Source organism: Brevibacillus sp. NRRL NRS-603 (assembly GCF_003013445.1).
Taxonomy (GTDB): domain Bacteria; phylum Bacillota; class Bacilli; order Brevibacillales; family Brevibacillaceae; genus Brevibacillus; species Brevibacillus formosus.
The window spans coordinates 127,753-147,991 of record NZ_PXZN01000011.1 but is presented as its reverse complement, the minus strand read 5'-3'; the positions used below and the strand labels follow the sequence as shown (position 1 = coordinate 147,991).

18 protein-coding genes are annotated in these 20,239 nt (G+C 44.7%); 5 read left to right on the top strand and 13 right to left on the bottom strand.

Annotated elements, in window-relative coordinates; translation table 11 throughout:
* Window positions 1-50: 50 nt before the first annotated feature.
* On the bottom strand, window positions 51-1,460 hold the full coding sequence (locus tag C7R94_RS06695; RefSeq protein WP_047069944.1) for an amino acid permease: 1,410 nt from the start codon (window positions 1,458-1,460) through the stop codon (window positions 51-53).
* A 72-nt stretch (window positions 1,461-1,532) separates the two neighbouring features.
* Window positions 1,533-2,297 (bottom strand): dimethylarginine dimethylaminohydrolase family protein, encoded by a 765-nt coding sequence (locus C7R94_RS06690; RefSeq protein ID WP_106779625.1) that lies wholly within the window; start codon window positions 2,295-2,297, stop codon window positions 1,533-1,535.
* Window positions 2,298-2,650: 353 nt separating this feature from the next.
* Between C7R94_RS06690 and C7R94_RS06685 the strand changes: the two genes are divergently transcribed.
* The 3 genes from C7R94_RS06685 to C7R94_RS06675 all read left to right on the top strand — a co-directional run bounded on the left by C7R94_RS06685 (window position 2,651) and on the right by C7R94_RS06675 (window position 5,570).
* Complete coding sequence (locus C7R94_RS06685; RefSeq protein WP_106779305.1) at window positions 2,651-3,391, top strand: IclR family transcriptional regulator; 741 nt, start codon at window positions 2,651-2,653, stop codon at window positions 3,389-3,391.
* Between the two features lie 58 nt (window positions 3,392-3,449).
* Window positions 3,450-5,087, top strand: coding sequence for a M20/M25/M40 family metallo-hydrolase (locus C7R94_RS06680; protein ID WP_106779303.1), 1,638 nt, complete (start codon window positions 3,450-3,452; stop codon window positions 5,085-5,087).
* A 93-nt stretch (window positions 5,088-5,180) separates the two neighbouring features.
* On the top strand, window positions 5,181-5,570 hold the full coding sequence (locus tag C7R94_RS06675; protein WP_106779300.1) for an OsmC family protein: 390 nt from the start codon (window positions 5,181-5,183) through the stop codon (window positions 5,568-5,570).
* Between the two features lie 142 nt (window positions 5,571-5,712).
* Here C7R94_RS06675 and cls read toward each other — a convergent pair whose 3' ends face one another.
* Window positions 5,713-7,161, bottom strand: a complete 1,449-nt coding sequence (gene cls / locus C7R94_RS06670) for a cardiolipin synthase (RefSeq protein WP_106779298.1) — start codon at window positions 7,159-7,161, stop codon at window positions 5,713-5,715.
* 82 nt (window positions 7,162-7,243) lie between these two features.
* Window positions 7,244-8,188, bottom strand: coding sequence for an aminopeptidase (locus tag C7R94_RS06665; protein WP_047069951.1), 945 nt, complete (start codon window positions 8,186-8,188; stop codon window positions 7,244-7,246).
* Between the two features lie 289 nt (window positions 8,189-8,477).
* Here C7R94_RS06665 and C7R94_RS06660 point away from each other — a divergent pair, with 289 nt between their 5' ends.
* The gene (locus tag C7R94_RS06660; RefSeq protein ID WP_106779295.1) at window positions 8,478-9,761 is read left to right on the top strand and encodes a haloacid dehalogenase-like hydrolase; all 1,284 of its coding nucleotides are present in this window, start codon (window positions 8,478-8,480) and stop codon (window positions 9,759-9,761) included.
* A gap of 38 nt (window positions 9,762-9,799) precedes the next feature.
* On the opposite strand, the gene C7R94_RS06655 is transcribed toward C7R94_RS06660, so the two are convergent.
* From C7R94_RS06655 to C7R94_RS06635, 5 genes are all read right to left on the bottom strand, one after another.
* Window positions 9,800-11,266: a DUF4179 domain-containing protein gene (locus C7R94_RS06655; protein WP_106779293.1), complete on the bottom strand. Its 1,467-nt coding sequence runs from the start codon at window positions 11,264-11,266 to the stop codon at window positions 9,800-9,802.
* The gene (locus tag C7R94_RS06650; RefSeq protein WP_106779622.1) at window positions 11,259-11,831 is read right to left on the bottom strand and encodes an RNA polymerase sigma factor; all 573 of its coding nucleotides are present in this window, start codon (window positions 11,829-11,831) and stop codon (window positions 11,259-11,261) included. The genes C7R94_RS06655 and C7R94_RS06650 overlap by 8 nt, the downstream gene beginning before the upstream one ends.
* Before the next feature lie 243 nt (window positions 11,832-12,074).
* A complete protein-coding gene (locus C7R94_RS06645; RefSeq protein ID WP_233220490.1) occupies window positions 12,075-12,695 on the bottom strand; it encodes a hypothetical protein in 621 nt (206 codons plus the stop codon).
* A gap of 169 nt (window positions 12,696-12,864) precedes the next feature.
* Entirely contained in the window at window positions 12,865-13,326 is a 462-nt protein-coding gene (locus C7R94_RS06640) for a hypothetical protein (protein WP_106779288.1), read from the bottom strand.
* Window positions 13,327-13,396: 70 nt separating this feature from the next.
* Window positions 13,397-13,801 carry an Rv0361 family membrane protein gene (locus C7R94_RS06635; RefSeq protein ID WP_106779285.1) on the bottom strand — a complete coding sequence of 135 codons (405 nt, stop codon included), beginning with the start codon at window positions 13,799-13,801 and terminating at the stop codon, window positions 13,397-13,399.
* 330 nt (window positions 13,802-14,131) lie between these two features.
* On the opposite strand from C7R94_RS06635, the gene C7R94_RS06630 reads away from it, so the two are divergent.
* Complete coding sequence (locus C7R94_RS06630; RefSeq protein WP_106779283.1) at window positions 14,132-15,094, top strand: hypothetical protein; 963 nt, start codon at window positions 14,132-14,134, stop codon at window positions 15,092-15,094.
* A gap of 820 nt (window positions 15,095-15,914) precedes the next feature.
* Here C7R94_RS06630 and C7R94_RS06620 read toward each other — a convergent pair.
* The 4 genes from C7R94_RS06620 to C7R94_RS06600 form a co-directional block, all read right to left on the bottom strand.
* Entirely contained in the window at window positions 15,915-16,796 is an 882-nt protein-coding gene (locus C7R94_RS06620; RefSeq protein ID WP_158264655.1) for a DUF4279 domain-containing protein, read from the bottom strand.
* 25 nt (window positions 16,797-16,821) lie between these two features.
* The gene (locus tag C7R94_RS06615) at window positions 16,822-17,256 is read right to left on the bottom strand and encodes a hypothetical protein (RefSeq protein WP_197238596.1); all 435 of its coding nucleotides are present in this window, start codon (window positions 17,254-17,256) and stop codon (window positions 16,822-16,824) included.
* 288 nt (window positions 17,257-17,544) lie between these two features.
* Window positions 17,545-17,844, bottom strand: a complete 300-nt coding sequence (locus C7R94_RS06610; protein WP_233220489.1) for an aspartyl-phosphate phosphatase Spo0E family protein — start codon at window positions 17,842-17,844, stop codon at window positions 17,545-17,547.
* Window positions 17,845-18,807: 963 nt separating this feature from the next.
* The gene (locus tag C7R94_RS06600) at window positions 18,808-20,139 is read right to left on the bottom strand and encodes a helix-turn-helix domain-containing protein (RefSeq protein WP_106779274.1); all 1,332 of its coding nucleotides are present in this window, start codon (window positions 20,137-20,139) and stop codon (window positions 18,808-18,810) included.
* Window positions 20,140-20,239 lie beyond the last annotated feature (100 nt).

Sequence of the window (20,239 nt, the reverse complement as noted above, 5' to 3'; positions counted from 1 at the left end):
AACAGCCACATCATTCATGGCAGGGGCATTTTTCTATGGAGTAAGACGGCTTAGCCTTGCGTTGGGAGATTCGGTTTATGCGCCTTTTTGCGTCCATAGCGCACATAATAGAAGGTATAGAACAGCACGAGTGCACCAATTCCGTAGAAGAGTCCAATTCGCTGTGTCGGGTCAAACGCCGGGAAGATAAGAATGAACGTGCAAAGAGCCAGACACAGGAGCGGCATCACCGGGTAAAACGGTGCTACGAACTGTAAATCCTCTATTTTTCCACCCTCACGCAAGTATTGACGGCGGAAATTAAATTGAGAGAGAGCAATCCCCATCCACGTGAAGGTGACCGCAATACCAGATACAGACATGAGCAGCACGTATACCGTATCCGCTGCAACCACGCTGGTTAACAGGGACAGAAGCGAGAACGCCAGCGTCGCCAAGAGTGCGTTCAAAGGTACTTTACGCTTGGTCAATTTCCCAAAAACAGGGTGTGCCATATTGCTATGGGAAAGGGACCACAACAAGCGAGTGGCTGCGTACAAGCATGAGTTGCCGACAGACAACAGAGCCGTCAAGATGACGAAGTTCATGATATCCGCTGCAAAAGGAATCCCCACTGCATCAAACACCGTCACAAACGGACTCTCCAAGAGTCCCAGCTCACTTGAGGGAAAGAGGGCGGACAAGATCGTGACCGACGCTACATAGAACACGAGAATACGAAACACAACGTTGCGAATCGCCCGCGGAATGGTCTTTTGCGGGTTTTCTGCTTCACCGGCTGCGATTCCAATCAGTTCAGAGCCTTGATAAGAGAATACAACGTTCATCATCGTCACAAAGACGATCGCAATGCCAAACGGGAATAGTCCCCCATCTGCTGAAAAGTTGGAGAGAAAAGGAGCCGCTCTCCCTTCCATACTGACAATACCGAATATAGCACCTAGTCCGACAATAATAAACATAAGGACAGCCAATACTTTAATTCCGGCAAACCAGTACTCCGTTTCGGCAAACCCTTTTGTCGTCAACGCATTGAAGGTAAAGAGCAAAACGATAAAGAGCGCGCACCATATCCAGATCGGCGTATCCGGGAACCACCGTTGCATGACCATGCCCGCGGCAGTAAACTCTACCCCGGCCGTTGTAGCTGACCCTAGCCAATACATCCATCCCAGTGTAAACCCGCTCGCCGGACCAATATACTGGCTGGCGTAGGCTTGGAAAGAGCCTGTTACTGGCATTTTTACAGACAGCTCTCCCAGACACGTCATGACCAGGTACAGCAAAATCCCGCCGACGATATAGGCGACAAGTGCTCCGCCAGGCCCAGCCTGATTGATCGTGAAGCCAGCGTTGAGGAAAAGCCCTGTCCCGATGACACCGCCTAACGACAGCATAAACAAGTGGCGACTTTTCATCGAGCGTTGCAGCTGTGTGTCTCTTTCATTCCCAGTGTTCATATGCTTCCTCTCTTTCACCTGCTTTTTAAGAGGTCTATCAGGAGTGTATAAACGAAGAGAGAGCTGCCTGCGCTAGAAACGCAGGGACAGGCAGCTCAATCCTCCGTCTTGTTTCTGGAATTCAGACATTTCCAGCTCAATCACGTTGTAGCCAGCGTCAGTGATTTGCTTTTTCGTGCTCTCAAAGCCTTTTGGAATAATCACGTAGTCGTTGATATGGATGCAGTTCGCAGAGTACTCGACTTCTTTTTCCACGACCAGGTGCTTGTATTGGCTAAATACTTCAGAATCAATGAACTCCCCAGCCAGAACCAGCAAGTCATTGCCAAGGTAGGCGATTCCTGTTTTCAGGTGGAAAAACTCTTTCAACGGTACAATGGTGACTTCATATCCGTATTTCGAGAGAGTCTCGCGGAACTGGATGGCTCCTTCTTCATTGGTGCGTGTCGACAGACCGACATAGAAATGGTTGTCTACCTGCATGACGTCTCCACCATCGAGGAAGCCAGGGGCTTGAATATACTCAATCGTGTCATAAAAACGAGGAAGCACCAATTTCATATCCTCAATTTCACCATTGCGGCTTTCTGCACCGGGATTGGTAATGACGGCGCACTTTTCCGTGAGGACAGCTGTATCTTCTACAAACGTAGAATCCGGGTAACGCTCGTCCGCTTCCAGAACGGTTACATCCAGACCTGTCTGTTTCAGCGCTTCTACATAAGCGGCATGCTGTTTAAGAGCAAGTTCAAAATCAGGTGTACCCAAATCAGAAGTCGTCAAACCATTTACATAACTCTTTCCCGGTTTTCTTACAATCGCACGTGAAAATTTCATGATGATAGATCTCCCTTCTGTTTTCGAATCTTGCCTTTGTGTCCAACAGTGGGCGACAAAGAAACGAGCATGTAAACGCTTCCGCATCGACTGCTTTTGCTTGTTCTCGCCACCACGTTGCATTCATTCTTCTCTGAGCACGAACTCAGAAATATTCCGCATTGTGGAATCACTTCTGCAATACAAAATTACACTCTTAATGTAAAATAGTTTCAAATTTTTTGTCAATGGAATTTTATCTAGTCTAAATTATATTGATTCCGCTGAAAAATTCTGATAGATTGAGGTCATATTAAGCTGGCGTGACTTTCAACGAGGGGTCACTATGCAACAAAGCCAGGAGGTAACCCACGTTGGTACAATCGATTGACCGGGCGATGAGCATCATCTCCGTCCTGGTATCAGATCCAAACAAGCAGCATTGGTCCATCTCGGAAATTGCTGAGCAAACGGACTTGCCGCTGAGTACGGTACACCGTTTAATCAGCAGCCTCATCAAGCATGGACTCATCCTACAGGTTCCTGAGAGCAAGCAGTACAAGGTCGGCTATACGTGGATGGAAATCGGACTGCGCATCCTGGACAAGATGGATATGCGCGCTGTCGCCCGAACTGTTATGGAGCGATTGGCAGCAGATGTACGAGAAACAGTCTATCTGAACATTCCACAGGGCTCTCATGCCATCGTACTCGAACGAGTGGAAGGTCCCATGTCTGTCAGAAGCATGGATAATCTGGGCGAGCGTATTCCACTGCATATCGGTGCGGCAAACAAAACGATTCTCGCCAGCATGAATCCGACCGAAGCAGAGCAAATCGTGACCGATCTAATCCCGGATGCAGAAAAACGCCGCGAGCTGTTAGAACGACTGCCAGAAATCAGACAAAACGGCTACGCAGTCAGCTACGGTGAGAAAACCGAGGGCACCGCATCCATTGCCGCTCCTATCTTCGGTGTTAATCAAAAGGTCGTAGGCGCTTTGAGTATCGGCGTGCCGAGCTATCGGATCAACGAGCAGCTCTTGTCCTCACTCATTGAACAAGCCCAACAAAGTGCCAAAGAAATTTCCCACAAAATCGGTGCCTTGCCTTAATTTTTTTGCCCACTAATCGGAAACAGTTTTCACTATACGGAAAACGGAGGCGTTTTTTATGCAAAAATGGCAAACAAAAGAGCAGCTCGTTGATCTCTTGTGCAATTTGGTAAGCATCCCTAGCATTACAGGATCAGCTGCTGAGAAGGACTTGCCTGGCTACGTCGTCGATCAGCTGCGCACCCTGCCTTATTATCAAGCCAATCCCGATCATGTGCGTGCGAATCCGACTGGAGACGGGCGCCATTTTGTCACTGCTCTGGTTAAAAAAGCAGGGGTACGGGACACCGTCATTCTCGTCAGCCATTTTGATGTGGTCGACGTTGAGGATTACGGCGCCTGGATGAAGCATGCTTTTGATCCGAAGACCCTCACTCCTCTCTTCCAGCAAAACCAAGCAGATATGCCAGCAGACGTTCAACAGGATATTCGCACCGGCAACTGGCTGTTTGGCCGTGGCACCATGGATATGAAATGCGGACTGACACTGCACATGTCGATGATTGAGCAAGCGATTGCTGGAGAGTTCGACGGCAACGTTTTGCTTCTGACCGTCCCTGACGAAGAGGTGAATTCTGTCGGGATGCGGGCAGCAGTCCCAGCGCTGTTGAAAATCGCCGAAGAGTTCGACCTGAGCTACACGACCGTACTCAACTCCGAGCCGATGTTTACCCGCTACCCAGGGGATACGAATACGTACTTGTACACAGGCTCTATCGGAAAAGTGCTGCCTGGCTTTCTCTGCTATGGCAAAGAAACTCATGTCGGCGAGCCTTTTGCCGGGTTAAACGGCAATTACATGGCCTCGCAAATAACATGTGAGCTCGAGCTGAACACATCCTTTTGCGAGGTCGTTGAGGGGGAAGCATCTCCTCCACCGACGAACCTGATTCAAAAGGATTTGAAAAAAGAGTACTCTGTGCAAATTCCGCACCGCGCCGTGACGCTGTTCAACCTGTTCCTGCTGGAAAAACAGATGGAGGATGTCGTAGAACCTCTGCTGGAATCGGCAAGAAATGTCGCAGAGCGCATGAAGCAAAACTACCTCAAGCACGCGAGCCAGTTTGCCAACTTCGCGCCTTTTAGCCCGCGTGATCTGTCCATTTCCGTCATGACCTACGAAGAACTGTATGCCTATGCGAAGAAAACGTACGGGGAAGAAAAACTGCGCCAGCTGGAAGCAGATGTGATCGCCAACCGCGGCGACAAGGACGACCGCGACACCACGATTGAGCTGGTGGATCAATTAGCGATTCTGTGCAAAGAACTGTCTCCGATGATGATCTTGTTCTTCGCACCACCGTTTTACCCGGCAGTCAGCTCGCGCAATCATACTCTGATCCAACAAACGATGGAAGAAATGAAAGCATACGCGAGAGATCAGCACCAGGTCAATTTGGTCAAACAAAACTACTTTGGCGGTATCTCTGACTTAAGCTACGTCGGACTCCAATATCCGGCGGCATCCATGAAGCCATTGGTAGCGAACATGCCTTTGTGGGACAACGGCTACTCCATTCCGCTTCAGGAGCTCGAGGCTTTTGATGTACCTGTCATGAACCTCGGTCCAGTCGGACGTGACGCCCATCAGTGGACAGAGCGTCTGGACGTCGACTATGCTTTCGATACATTAAAAGACATGCTGCCTCGTTGCATCCAGTCTCTTTTGCAAAATGGGAAAGCATTGAAGGAATAGCAAAGAGAAAAGGTTCCTGTACCGACAGATTACTGTCGCGCGGGAGCCTTTTTCCTTATAATGAAGAAAAACTATTTCAAGGGAGGGTTACGCATGGAATTTCAAGCGAAAGAAAATGGCTTTGTCACTCAACTGTCCTACGGTGAGCTGCACGTGTCGGGTGATGAACAGTATGGCTTTCGCCCCTACCAGCTCCTGGTCTCTTCCATCGCTGTTTGCAGTGGCGGTGTTCTGCGAAAAGTATTGGACAAGATGAGAATGCCGTGCACGGATATGAAAGTAACAGCAGATGTTCAGCGGAATGAGGCAGAGGCAAATCGGGTTGAAAAAATTCACCTCCACTTCATCATTACGGGAGAAAATATGAAACAAGAAAAAGTGCAAAAAGCCATTGAAGCCGCGAGCAAAAACTGTCCGATGGTCCAATCTGTCAAGGGAAGCATCGTCGTAACCGAGTCCTTCGAATTGGTATCTAACAAGTGACCGGGAGCATCGCTTACCGTCAATACTTGACGGAGATGGGTGTTACATTCGGAACCGCATAAAAAGTGAATAGGAAAGGACCTGCCAGCCCGTACTTGTTTACATAGGCTAACAGGTCCTCTTTTGCTTTCCAGGCCAGCTTTTATAAAAGTGGAGACAATAGGCGCGCCAACGATTCCAGCAAGCGCAAACGCAGTGGTCGATTCACATACTCTCCCAATGTCATTTCCCGGCAATCAGCCAGATCGGAGACAAACAGTTCCTCCAGCTCCTTTGCCATCTGCGAATCGTACAGAAACGCATTCGTCTCGAAATTCAGCTTGAAGCTGCGAATATCGACATTGGCCGTTCCCACAGACGACAACTGGGTATCCACCACAATGGCTTTGGCGTGCATGAAGCCTTTTTCGTAGAGGAAGCAGCGCACACCGCTCTTTAACAAATCGCCGAGATAAGAGTGAGTCGCCCAGAATACTAACAAATGATCTGGCCTTCCCGGAACCATCACCCGCACATCTACCCCGGACATTGCTGCCATTTTTAGTGCCGTCAGCATACTTTCATCAGGAACGAAATAAGGTGTCTGCAAGTAAATCTTCTTCCGTGCCTTGTAAATCATCTTTAAAAAGGCATGCTTGATTTGCTCTTTTTCCGAGTTTGGCCCGCTCGATACGATCTGAACCCCGATCGTTCCTTCTGCTTCATGAAGCTCCGGAAAATAGGCGAGTGACTCATTCATTCTTTTCGGTGCGGACAAATTCCAGTCCAGGAAAAAGCGTGCTTGCAGCATGTACACCGCTCTTCCCTCTATCAGCAAATGGGTGTCACGCCAATACCCCAGCTTCTTATCCTTGCCCAAGTATTCATCCCCGATGTTGAAGCCTCCGATATAGCCAATCTTGCCATCAATAATCGTCAGCTTCCGATGATTCCTGAAGTTGACCCGAAAATTTAGGAACGGAATCTTCGCCGGGAAAAAGGAGGCGACTTCTCCCCCTGCATCTACCAGCGGACGCAAAAAGCTGGATGAGACACCAGAGGAACCTACCGCATCATAAAGCAAACGAACCTCGACGCCCTCCTGTGCCTTCTTCGTCAACAGTTGAATGAGCTGTTTCCCTAAATCATCGTCATTCAAAATATAGTAAAGCAAATGTATATGCTCGCGTGCTTCCTCCATCTGTTTGAACATGAGCTTGAATAGACTATGGCCTTCCTTAAAAACCTGAATGGTATTATCCTGCGTATAATACGCTCCATCACTTACCACGTTCATGAAAATCATGTCGCGGTGTCTCTCCATCTCAGGGTCGTTCACTTGTAGTTCACCATGGGCAAGCAACTGCTTTTGTCTATCAACCGCAGCTCGAAAATGGGAAAACTCCCCTTCCTTGAGCCGATACAGCTTTTTCTTGCTTAGCTTATGTCCAAAAATCAGATAAATAATAAACCCGATGCCCGGCAAAAACAGCAAAACCATCAACCAGGCCCAGGTTGCCGCAATGTTTCGCCTCTCCATGAAAATAAGAACGGCAGCCAAAATCAGGTTACCTATTGTTATTATCGCAAATATCTTTTCAGACAATGCCATCACACCACATCCACCTCTAGGATTCCTCCCGTATTACAACATTAACTATTGGGATTCATCCTTCCTATCCATCTAGTTTATCCTATGTTGCCAATAGTTTTCCGTTCTTCATGATACATTTGTCGTCCAAATATACATCCGGCTCTTTGACAACCAGATCGATATGTACCCCCGCGACAATCGTCCCGCCAAACGTGTTGTTGCTGCCAAAGGCTACGTGAATCGTTCCGTACACCTTCTCGTCCTCCAGCACAACTCCCGTAATACGCGCCTTGTCATTCGTTCCGATTCCGAATTCACCCAGCATCCGCCCGTCTTGGTCCCCAAGCATTTGCAGGAGGCGTTCAGCCGATGTTCCTTCTGCTTCTGTGATCCGACCATTTTGGACCGTCAGCAGCAAGGGCGAATCAATTTTTCCGATACCAGCGATAGAACCATCGACCAGGATTTGTCCTTCTGCTGTCCCTTCCAGTGGAGCGATATACGCTTCCCCGGAAGGCAAGTTGCCCGATTCTCCAGGATTGACGTACATGCCAGTACTCGGCACCCCATTGCGATCTGCGATGGAAAACGTCAGTGACTTGCCCGCTTTTTCGATTCGCACGGTACTTGCTCGGGTCAGCATCTCGGTCACGCGCTCGGTTAGTGCTTTTACTTGTGTATAGTCAGCGGAAATCGCTCCCGCAAGGAACATGTCTTCCGTAATAGCTGGCATGGTAGCCAGTCTCGTGCCATTTGCTGCTGCTTCTTTGCGTGCTTTTGTATGCGTCAAGGAGTGCTGGGTCACACACACCACCACATCTGCGCTCTTCATCGCCGCTGCAACAGCCGCAGGAGGCTCTTGACCGGACTTCTCCCGCTCCTGCATGACCATCAGCATTGCTTCTGCCCCGAGCTGTTTTCCTGCTTCCCAGAGTGCCTCCCCGATGTCCCGCTTCCGTTCGTCGGCCACCACCAAAAATGTCTCATTCGCTTGCAAAGCCAAGCAATTCATCAAAATGGCTTTGCTGGATTCTATCAATGTCATGCCGCATCATCCTTCTCATCTATTTATGCTTAGATTATATCCACTTTTTTCTTGCAAACTCTTCTGTCTTCGCTAGATCGAATCGTTAGTCCTGCCCTTATCCTGTTTATCGGAATCTTCTTGCTTTTACTGTTAAATTTAGTATGATTAGAATACAAATGAAAACGCTTAAGACAATGAGGTCTTCTACCCGCGCTTTATCAATAGGCGCGGGGAAGACCTTTTTCTTTTGAAAAAATGATAGCGTTTTCATTTGGGGGATCGAGAAAAAAAGAAGGGGATGACAACCATGTCACACAGAAAAGCACAACCCAAAACGTGGTGGCTGACCATGCTGATGATCGTCGCTCTGCTCGCGATGCAGATGCCAGCATTGGCCAAGGACACCAACGTGCAGATGCTCGACAAGGGGAAATGGGCACCTGCGACTTATCAAGCCGTCCACGAATTGATTGAGAAAAACGGCATCAAGAGTGCCTCCTACAATGCCAAAAAGAAGCCGTATGCCGTTTTTGACTGGGACAATACGAGCATCATGCATGACACAGAGGAAGCGCTGTTTGTCTATCAGATCAACCATTTGGCTTACAAGCTCACACCAGAAGAATTCGGGAAGGTCATTCGCACGAATGTACCAGAAGGACCGTTTTCCGATTCGTATAAAAATGTCGACGGCAAGCCTGTCACACTCGATGCCATCGCGACTGATCTCGTAGCCGACTACACGTACTTATATCAAAATTATCAAGGTCTTAAAGGAACGAAGTCGCTGGAGGAAGTGACCGCAACAGAGCAATTCGCAGATTTTAAAGCCAAGCTGTTTTTCTTGTATGAAGCGATCAACGATACGCACAGCAACACGATTGGCTATCCGTGGGTCCTCTACCTCTTCACGAACATGACGGTGGAAGAAGTGCAACAGTTGGCGGAAGCATCCAATGATCTGGGCCTGGGCATGGCGATTGAAAAAGTAACCTGGACGAGCCCGAAATCGTTGGCAGGCAAAGCGGGCGTGGTGAAAGCCTCCCATACAACAGGTCTGCGCCTCACTTCCGAAGTCGCAAACCTGATGAACACGCTGCGTGCTAATGGCATCGACGTGTATGTCGTGAGTGCTTCCTTGGAGGATGTTGTTCGTGTTTTCGCTACACTCCCGAAATATGGCTACAATCTCCCTTCGGAGAACATCATCGGTATGCGTCTGAAAACAGAAGCCGGACGGATCACGAATGTGTACCAGCCTGACTACCCAATTACAGTAGCCCACGGCAAGACGGAAGTGATCCAGGATGTATTGGTGAAAAAGTATGGTCATGGTCCTATCTTCATCGCGGGCGATAGCAACGGTGATTTCGAGATGATGACTGAACTCGACAGCGTACAGCTCGTGCTCGTCGTGAACCGCGTCAAGGGCGGCAAAATTGGGCAACAAATTACCAAAGGTGCCGAACAGATGGGCAAAGCAAACCCTACGGTAGTCCTGCAAGGACGTGACGAGAACACAGGCATGTGGAATCCGAGCGAAGCCACGATCCGACTTGGGCAGAAAGAGCCGCAGTTGGTCGCGAAATAAACAGGAAAAACCGCCCCGTACAAAGGGCGGTTTTATCTTTATGGATGGGTAACTGGAATTCGCCACTCTAGCGGATATTTTTTCTGAACAGCATCCAGTCGTAGCGTTATCTTCTCCGGGAGCTTGGTTATTTCGTATCCTTCCGAGTTTCTGCTGTCCTCCAGCAGAAATTTGTACGTGACTCGCTCGCGTCCTGACTGGTCAACGGGTCCCGTGGATTGAGAACTCCTTCTAGCTTCGTAGGTGGTCCCCTGCCCGTCTTGCGCTACCCACCAAGGCAAATAAATATCGGAAATATCTTTGGATAGTACCTCGACTTCCATTTCTATTTGCTGTTTTTCCGAATATTTATCTTTTGCCAGCTGGACGCCTTTCACCGTGAAGATATCTTCTCCTACTTGTTTGATTACGGGCTTCTTGTTCAACTCATCTGGCTTGAAGGTGACACTCATATCATACGGTATTGCCTTGTGAAAGCTGTTTATGACAAGCGTCTTTGCTTTGCCTTTTGGCAACGGATCGTCGTCCATGATCCAGCGGAAATGCCCATAGCGATCAATGGAATGAGATCTTTCTTTGCGCCTTTCCTTCCCCTTGCTGCCATCTGCCCCCTCGTAGTAATATCCCAGCATATATTGCTGATACGGAAGAAATGGAGCATAATCAGGGTTCGTCGTCTTTCCGGTTAGCTTTTTTGCTTCTTGTTCCAATTGTTTTTTGGACGCCTCTGTCCATTGTGTTTCCAACTCAATTCGGGTGGTCGTTGGCGTGTTGACGATCTGATGTAAGGTCATCTTCAATCCATGCTTCGTCACTTGCGTTTGATTGACAGGCAGCACAGTAGTTGCAGCCGTTGTTTTTGCCATCGTGATCGGAACTTGCAGCTTCCAGTTTCCTTTTATATCGCCTATTTCATCAAAATGCATCGACAACGTTTTCGGAAGGGGCTCTTGTCCTTTTTCCCCAAGGATAAACCGGATGAATCCGACATTTTCTTCAAAGGCTGTTCCCCACTTGTCAGAAATGACCGTCCCTTTGGCATCCAACAATTCAACTCCATTGAATTGAGAGTTACTTGCTGTCTTCCATTCAGGCCCGAGCTCCTTGCCATCCGACTGTTTAATCATTAAAGCTACCATTACCTGCGCCGGATCAGCAATGATTTCCTTTACCTCCAAGGTAATCCCCTGATCCGTAACAGAAAGATTCGATGTTTCGGAGAAGCCTTGTCTCGCCGCCTGTTGCAGTCCTTCGTCATTGAACACACCTTGTGCAAAGATCGATTTGACATAGGCCGCAAATGTTGGGGACACTTGCATGGTTCCGAGCAGCCCGAGTACGACAGCGGAAGCGATGCCGATGGAAGCCCATTTTTTGCTACGGAAAACTGATCGTCTTCTCACTTGCACTTCGGGATACTTGCCTGGCATTTGAAAATTCGGTGTCTCGACAGCTCCCGCTACTTTCATCAGCGTCTCTCTGATTTGCCGCTCCTCGTTAGTCATGAGTCATTGCCCCTTCCCGCAAAAAATCAGATCGTTTGCATTCCTTGTCCAATTGCTGCGCAATCAGCTTCCTCGCCTTATGCATGCGCGATTTGACCGTCCCCTCAAAGGAGCCCGTAATTTTGGCGATCTCCGACACGCTGAAGCCCTCGTAATAGTAAAGAATAATGACCGCGCGATGCTCCGCCTTCATGCTGCGAATCGCCTGCCATATTTGCCGCTGCTCCTCTCGCTGGATCACGTTGTCCAACGGCGTCAGCGCTTCTTCCGGAATCATCTCCTCATACTCCACCACAGGCTTCTGCTTGCGTACCAGATTCAGAGCCCGAAACGTAATGATCCGGTATAGCCAATTGCGAAACGCCATTCCCCGTTTTTTATCGAGTCGGTCTATGTGCTGATACGCTTCGATGAGCCCTTCCTGAACGGCGTCCTGCGCCAGATGCTTGTCATGAATGATCAAGTACGCTGTCCGGTATGCCATCGCCAGATAGGGCTTGACCAATTGTTCAAAAGCTTCAGGCTCGTTCTCTTGGCATTTGGCAATCAACTCCCACTCATCCACAGCGTTCCCTCCCTTCGTTTTCTCTACTGTATATTCACGAGAACGCGGAGTTTGGTTCACGTTACTTAGGAGAAAAATATGAAACATGGAAAAACCCGTCCCCTTAACAAAAAGTATGCTCCGCTATGCCATTACAACGAAAATAGGGAGCACCTTGGCTCCCGGCTTCCTTTGTAATTATCCGTTATCTTCTTTTTCTATCTACTTCGTAATGATCTTGCGGTTGAGAGAACCTTTGGGGGGCTAATTGGGAGAGGATGCAATGAGTTGTTCAACTTCGTTTCTAAGTTCAGAAATATCCTGCCCTGAATAACTTTCCTGAAGGAAATAAAGATCACCATGCTGATCTATTGTCTCTGGAGAAACTTGTGAAACCATGGTGTTCTCGCTATTAATTTTAATCTTTCCTTGAACGGACCCTACTATGTTATAGACGTCATCGTCATCTTCTGTTAAGAAAACAAAATATGTATTTCCTTCTTTCATAGGAATACTTCCTTCAAGCCCTACCATTATTATTCTAGGATCACCAAGATCATCATTCAATTCAAATCCTGGCTTTCCTGAGAAATATTTGGTTACCTCTCTTTCATCGAATTCCCCTCCAGTTTCCAGTACAGATACTGTATCATCTATCTCTACATCACCTTTATAGACTTTCGTTAATCTTAATTCAGAGACTGTATATACACTAAGGGATTCATATTCAGGGTGATATACTTGAGAAATAACCTCAGCTTCGGCAATGATATCTGCATTTTCAGCCAGACCCCCCACGTTAGTGAATGTCTCCCTAAACGATGCTTCACCAGTAACGATTCTATAATTTGAATCACTGGAATAAAGGAAAGGCTGTTTTTTCAAGTCACCTATAAAGTAAACAGCAAGTCCTGCAATTGTTATAAAACCAATAGTAGCCAGTGCTATTTTTTTCGTAGATTTAAAATTATTAATGCTAATCGTTAGTGCTCCCCTTTCAATCAAATAATAAATTAGTAGTAGGGGTCATGGCTAACTAGAAGCAACTTCGAGATTATTTTTGCAACTCGTATTCCCATGACCCATTGTTATACTTGATTTTGAAAGACAAGGCTTCCCCATCTTGTCTAATGAACGCAAAATAGCCTTCTTTTAATGTCTCATCCAAAAGAATAGTCGGTATGGAATCGCCGAGCTTAGCGTACTGTTGCATAATTTCGTCATGTATGCTGATAAACGGACCAACTACATCCTCTTCATACTTTTCTCTCATTGTTTCTATAAGTGTTGTTCTGTTAGTAAATTCATTGAACACCCATTTCTTGCCGTTCTCATCAGTTATAGTAGCCATATTCTCCAATGTTTGATCCTTCACTTCGATTCCCATAGCATGAATTGCCTTCATGTGATTACCTTTTATATACGACTCTACGTCTTCACTAGCGTATAGACTACTACCTACGAAGACAACGCCGACTAAAAAAAGACTAGAAAGAATTACAATTCTTTTTTTCATACTGTTACCTCCTACGTGTTTATATTCAGGCCAATCGGCTTCGGAAACTCGTTCAGAGATTGCTGTTGTACTATCTTGTATTTTCAATTTCTACTTTCCATTGATCATTTTCTTTAACAACTGGAAGAGTTATATCTTCCGAAACATGTTTGTTCGAATAATGAAACGTAACACTCATTTTTTCATCTTCAATCTTTTCTACCGATACGGAATCCATATCTATATCCATCTTTTGAGTACCAAAACTTTCGTACACTTTCTGTTTGTCTTTATCATTATCAAAGCGCTCATCAATTGTGTATTCAACCATAGTTGGAGTGTCACCGTTCTCAAGAGCTTCCAAATAGATTTGAACCGTTTCCTTTACTTCATTTTCCTCATTAACCGAAGCGTAAGTGTTGGAAGTCCAAATACCGCCAGTAACCACAACAGCCCCAAGCAGAAGGATTGCAGCAACTTTAGCAGACTTTTTCATGCTCTTACCTCCCAATCAATCAATGTGTTTATCTGTATATAATTACATGTTTTACCAATTCGATAAATGGTACTAAAGAACCACTGACACCGAAAGCCGTTTACACCGCTTATCCGTCTTCCACTGATAGGGTGAGGTATTCCGATTTCTTCTTTCGTGAAAGGTAATTTCCTTCGCTTAAGGGGCATGGGGTCTGCTCACGAAAAAAATAAGATATGAACCGAACCTTTTTCCGCTAAAGAGGCAATATAGTGTGTAAGCTGCTTATTCAGCGAACAAATAGAACAATCCGATTCTCATTATTTACAACAAAAAAGGAGCGAAGTAATTATGAAAAAACGATTAATTGGTGGAATTGTTGCTACTGCGATTTTGATTCCAGTTGCAGCATTTGCGGCTTCTGGCGTGATTGACATGCCTACAAGAACACCGATGACTTCTGAACAAGTCAAGGTGGATGAGGTTGGCAAATCAACGCTTGAGAAGCTGTATCTCGCATATCCTGAAACAAAATCGTTTGAGATTATCGATGCAAGCAACGTTCAAGGTGATGTATCCAAAGGGAACAATGTAATCAACGTGAAGCAAACAAGTATCGTACTACAGGAAAAAGGAGGAACCGGCAAAAAGATTACCCTCCATACAAACGGTAGTACGGATGAGATTGAACACGTGATTCAAGAGAATTGGGAGCCTAAGGAGAAGTCACTCATTACTTTAACCGATCAGGAAATCAAGGCGAAGGTATCTGATCTTATTGATAAAATGTATGGCAACGTCGAAACGTACGAGGTTGCTATCGAGCAAATGGAGAATCCAAATCAAAAAACATGGATGTTGAATTACACCAATGAGATGTTCGATGAACCGGTCTTCCAGGTTTTTGTTCAGGACAATACCATTAGTCTTACTAAGATCGTAGGTATTCCTACAGCTGATACACCTTCTGATACACCTTCAAACATTAAAGTAGAGGGCCTATTCTCTATAAATGGTAAGCCTGATTATAGTGCTGACAACTTTTTAAACGATGAAAAACTGTTTGCTTTACTAAAAATCAGCCCGACAGAATTAAAACAAGAATTAGCAAAAGGTAAAACTGTTGTGGAGATTGCAGCATCTAAAAATGTCACGAAACAACAAGTGATTGATGTGATTGCAGAAACACAGGCTAGAGGACAACTTCAAGGTGATGGAGTAGCGATCACCGAAAAAGCACTGAAAGAAATGATGAAAGCAGTTGAACCAAAAGTCGTACACATAATTGAACACAAAACGGAAACGGAATGGTAGAAAATCAGAGTCAACTGGGTTACACAAGTAAAAGAGAAGAGGCGGGGGAACCGTCTCTTTTTTTTATGGACTAATTTTTCAGACAGGTGGTTCTTAGCTTGATGGGCATGAGGATGTACCCCTAGACTATTAAATCTCTGGCTGCATTATGTTTAAGGAGAGGAATCAGGTTATCATATTATTCGATTCATAGTATTTAGCGGGATCATTTGATGGATGGCGACTTCATCCCAAGTGAAGTATTGAGGGGGGATCGTAGTTAGTTCGTAGTATTTTATAAAATCCCTTCTACAATTATTTTCGCGAGCACCATGTCAGCAGGCTGGTTTGATACCCTAAGACGAAGGAGTTAGTTAGTCAGGCAGAAAAATACATTCCAGTCTCAAGGGTAGAAGATACTTTCGAGCGTGGGGAATCTGTTCACACTTTCGTTTGATCAAAGTATGGTACATAAGAAACTAAAATAAAAAATACAAGATCAATGCGAACACATACAATTGCCATACTTTCATTTTGAATTTGATACATACCTTTTCCAATACACCCGATAAGTATTCACAACATTTAAGTAATAGCCAAAAAACCCCCATACCAACGACTATGGCGAAATCGAGTGGGCTGAGTCTGCTCTCGATGAAGTTATATACTTTCGTGATATGAAGGAAAATCACAAAAACGAGGAATGAATAGTATTGCATTGAACCCCCCATGTAATTACAACGAAAATAGGGAGCACCTAAGCCCCCGATTTCCATTGTAATATCAGTTATCTTCTCTTCCTGTTTACTTCATAAAATTGGACATCAAGAGATCTTGTCTCTTATATCAATCCGTCGTCTTCATACCGATTTTCTTCTGCCGCGTAGAACAATACGAATTCAAGCGTAGCTCCGATCTCATGCAAAAATGAGATGACATTTTCTTTTGCAGTGATCGCAGGCTCTTGCCGATTTCTGACATGAGCGTACACGACGATTTCATATGACAGGTTTTGTTCTTCCTTCTGACTGATAAGTGACTCTTTTTCCTCTTTCAACGTGTTTATCATTGCCAGCAGTAATTCCTCTGTATCATCTGTTTCTTCCTCTAACGTTTCGAGATACCATACTGCCCCATCCGACGTCTGTTCCCCTTGTATCCAAGATGAGTGTGGGGAAACTTGAAGAAGTTGTGGGTTCAAATTCGGTTGCGTGTCAGCTCCTTTGACCAGGAAGGCTACCCTGATACTTGTACCTTGGGGAGCTTTGAGTTCCAAGTTTGGAGGCAGATCGTCAGGATAGATGATGATGTTTATCATCGCCACTCCTCCGATCTCACTCATAAATTGGATCGTTTCTTGTGTCAGCTTCATTCGAGGGATTTGTCTCTCGTACGCATAGATGAAGAATTCGATTCCATAGATGAGATTATGTTCTTGTTTTAAATCTTTTAAAATTTTTTGTTTCCCGTCTAGCATACGAAGGAGCGGGAGAAGCTGGTTGTTGATATCGAGTGAGGCCTCATATGATGTTGAAATTTCCCAACTCGTATCAGGAGCAGGTATTTTCCCTTGAGTTAATTCCCCTTTTTTTCTTGTCGATGTTGGGATCAGACACAGCTCTTCTGATAATATCTGGGTATCAAACTGATCTTCTGCCAAACACCAAAATTCTGCACTTATACATGTTTCTTCATTGTCATGGGTGGCTAGTGTCACATCCATAATCACCATCACCTCCGTTTTAAGTCTAATGTTCAGGTATATTTCTACTCAAAGGGAACATGTCAGCGGCATCGATAATGTCAAAAAACAACTGTATCCATTCATTCCTTCCTTGTTTCTTTTTTCCTAACCAAAGATAGTCATCATATTTGTCTTCATATATATCATAATGGGAGATATTAGCACCCTTCGGCACATTAGCCTTCTTCAATTTGTGAGCATCCACATTGTTTTTCTTCAAGTATTTGTCATCTAACTTTACCGGGCTGGCAGGTTTGGGATCGCATTCTGCAGTTGGTTGAACATTATTCCATGCAGTGTCTTTATTATCCTGCATCATCATGTTGGAAGGAGCTATTGCGCAGATCCTAGCATCTGCCACCTGTGGCGTACTCGCAAAAATTGTTACAACTAGAACTAATAATAGAAAGCGTGTGAGCCGATTTAATGTTGAGATCATAACTTTTCCAACTCCTATTTTCTTATTTTTTTGACACTTCCTCTGAAAGTCTTTCGATGTTCACCATGCCGATCACACCTCAAATTCCAACCGCCTTATCAGTTGTTACTATCAGTGACGACAACCCTTTGAGGTAACACATTCACAACTTTCTTACTTGAAATGGACAATTCGCAAAGCTTGTTTTTGGGTCCTTGCTTATCTGCTAGTCAGTTTCGTTACCTCGCATTTGACAAACCTGACAGTCGGTAATTTTCTCCAAATCCAAACAGGAATTTTACTATCTCCTTAAATGTACTGATCCAACTGCTGGCTTAATTCCAAGACTTCAGCATCCAACAAATCACGCTTCTCTAAATACAATTGCACCATTTGTCCGCGCGATTGTTGCACAATGTTTTTCAAATGATCAATATCGTGATAGGTTACTCCTTCTCGCTCTAGAGGTAACGTGATACATTTACTTATAGGAGCTTTAACTGCTCCTCCTGCGGGCGTTCCTTTAACCTGTCGAAGGGGTGGAACGCCCTTTTTAAATGCAATTGCTGCTATAAGACTCACTACTTCCTTTACCACCAGATTATTCACTTGGTTTTAGTGACACCCGTGTCTCCTCTTTTTATAGATTGTTCTTAGTTTTCTATTGCTTTATGGAACATCATTATCCACGCCTCCTTGTTTTTATATTTATTACATAATTAACCATAAATTGTTATGCAGGTTTTTACTGACTGCAAAAAACGGAATAAAAAAACATCCTGCCAGAGGATGTTTCATCAATCTACAATATATTTACTATGACCTAATGGGATGCTAGCCATCTAACTCGTTTTCATTACCTATTCGCTTATTCAAATTTCCCAACCATCCAAACAGTGCTATGCAAGTAAGAGTCTCGTCATGTCGATTCATCAAAATCCGGAAGATAGCGAATGGAACCTGATAGAGTGACTCCAGTAATTCTACACGAGTTATAAAGATTGATCATTGGGATTAATATATTATTGACTGGCATAGGGGACTGGAGGATGAGCCATTCTTCATCTCTCTATAAAAAGACCTGATAATGAAAGAGTGGAGAGGTATATAACTACCAAGATTATCTTACAATCTTAATTATCTTAACAATGTTCAAGTATATTCCTAAGATTAATAATGGCAATAACACAAAGCTAATGTTCTCAAAGGCATTGTAATATAGGGTATAAAAAATAAAGATTAACCCAATGAAAGTATTTAAGAGATACAGCAACGCTGCACGCTTATTCCATTTTATAAATAAAACACTAAAGAAGAGAGCAATAAATAAAGTAACGAAAAATATTATGTAATAATTCATTCCGTTATCTCCTCTTTTTAAGATATTCTTGGATATCTCTAAAGTTCATGCAATATCGCGAATTTAGCCCCCTTTATTTTTACAACTAATTACATAATTTACCACAAAAGATTATGCCGTTTTTTACAGACTAAAAAAATGGAATAAAAAAGCATCCTGGCAGGATGTTTCTTCGAAATTGTACGATTTATTCACAATGACTTAACAGGATGCTAGCCACCTAACTCGTTTTGGTTCCCTATTCGCTTATTCAAATTTCCTAACCATCCAAACAGGGTTATGTATGTAAGAGCCTCGTCATGTCGATTTAACAAATCCGCTAGAGAAAGACAATATATCGTTTCTTCAATTCCTCTCTCTATCCGCCCTTTACCGAACTCATAAATAGCCATCTGATATCGAAACCGAAGATGTCGATCCAATCCAATTGCTTCTGTAAATTGATCGAAACTAGCAATTCGGGAAGCAAAGCGCTCTAAAATCTCATCCACGCAAAAATGGTAGGTGTTAGCGGATTTCATAATGGCATTTAAACCAGCAAGAACTTCATTGGTGGGAAGACTATCGAGATAGTCTGCATACTCTTCAATGATGCTAGTATTGCCAGACAACACCTCCAAAGTGTAGGAGTTCGCCTTTGCCCATACTTTGAATCTTTCTACCTCTTTACGTCCGGCTTCATCTAGTAATTCAAACCATCCTAAATCAGCGTAAACCTGCACATACTGCTTCGCCTCTTCATACAGTCCTTGCATTTCCAGTGTTGCACCTTTATATAAATGTCCCATTCCGTAATAATAGACAAGTGGGCGCTCTGGTTTCAGGGTTTCCCCTTTTTTGTTTCTCTTCAACCTGTCCAATTCATGCATGTGAACAGTTTCCGCAAGAAGCCGTAACTCGTCACCGTACTCCCCTGATTTGTTCCACTTTTGCAAAGCATAGCAAACCCGCGCTAATTGGAATAAAGCATCGAGTTGGTAGTTTTCAGGAAGCCGATTGCGATATGGAGAAAACCGAATCACACTCTCCCAATTTTCTTCTGAATTTGTCCCAAGTACAGCACGAAATAACCGATACTGACTCATCACAAAGTGGTCAGAAAAGCTATCTTTCTCATTCTCAATTACATACTCATAAAAGGGTACCGATTCTTTCAGTTGCCCTTTCTCATATAGCTGCTCTGCAAGGGCAAACAGAATCAAGATGTTTTTTGGATTCTCCATCATTTGGGGGACAGTAGCTTCTATGCAATCCTTTCTCCCAACCTCCACGCATCGAATCAAGTATGGTATTAATCTGGGGCGCGATATTCTCCCCTCTGATATACATTCTTCCGGGTATAATTCATACAACCAACCCGGATCGTGACCAAACACCTTGGCTAGCGTGTCTAACTGACTAATGGTGATGGCACGTGGAGGATTTCCATTTAGAATCTCGCTCAAGCTTCCGGGGTTAATGCCAGTTAATTCACCCAGCTTGCTTAATGTGTAGCCATGCTTTTTCCGATTTTGTTCGATTTCTGACCGCAGCGACCGATACAATGTCCCTTGCGCCCCCTATATAGCATAATTCCCTTGTTTTTTATTTTATGAATTTTAAAGGAACTAGCAGTTTCTAATATCCAAATAGAAAAATATCCTC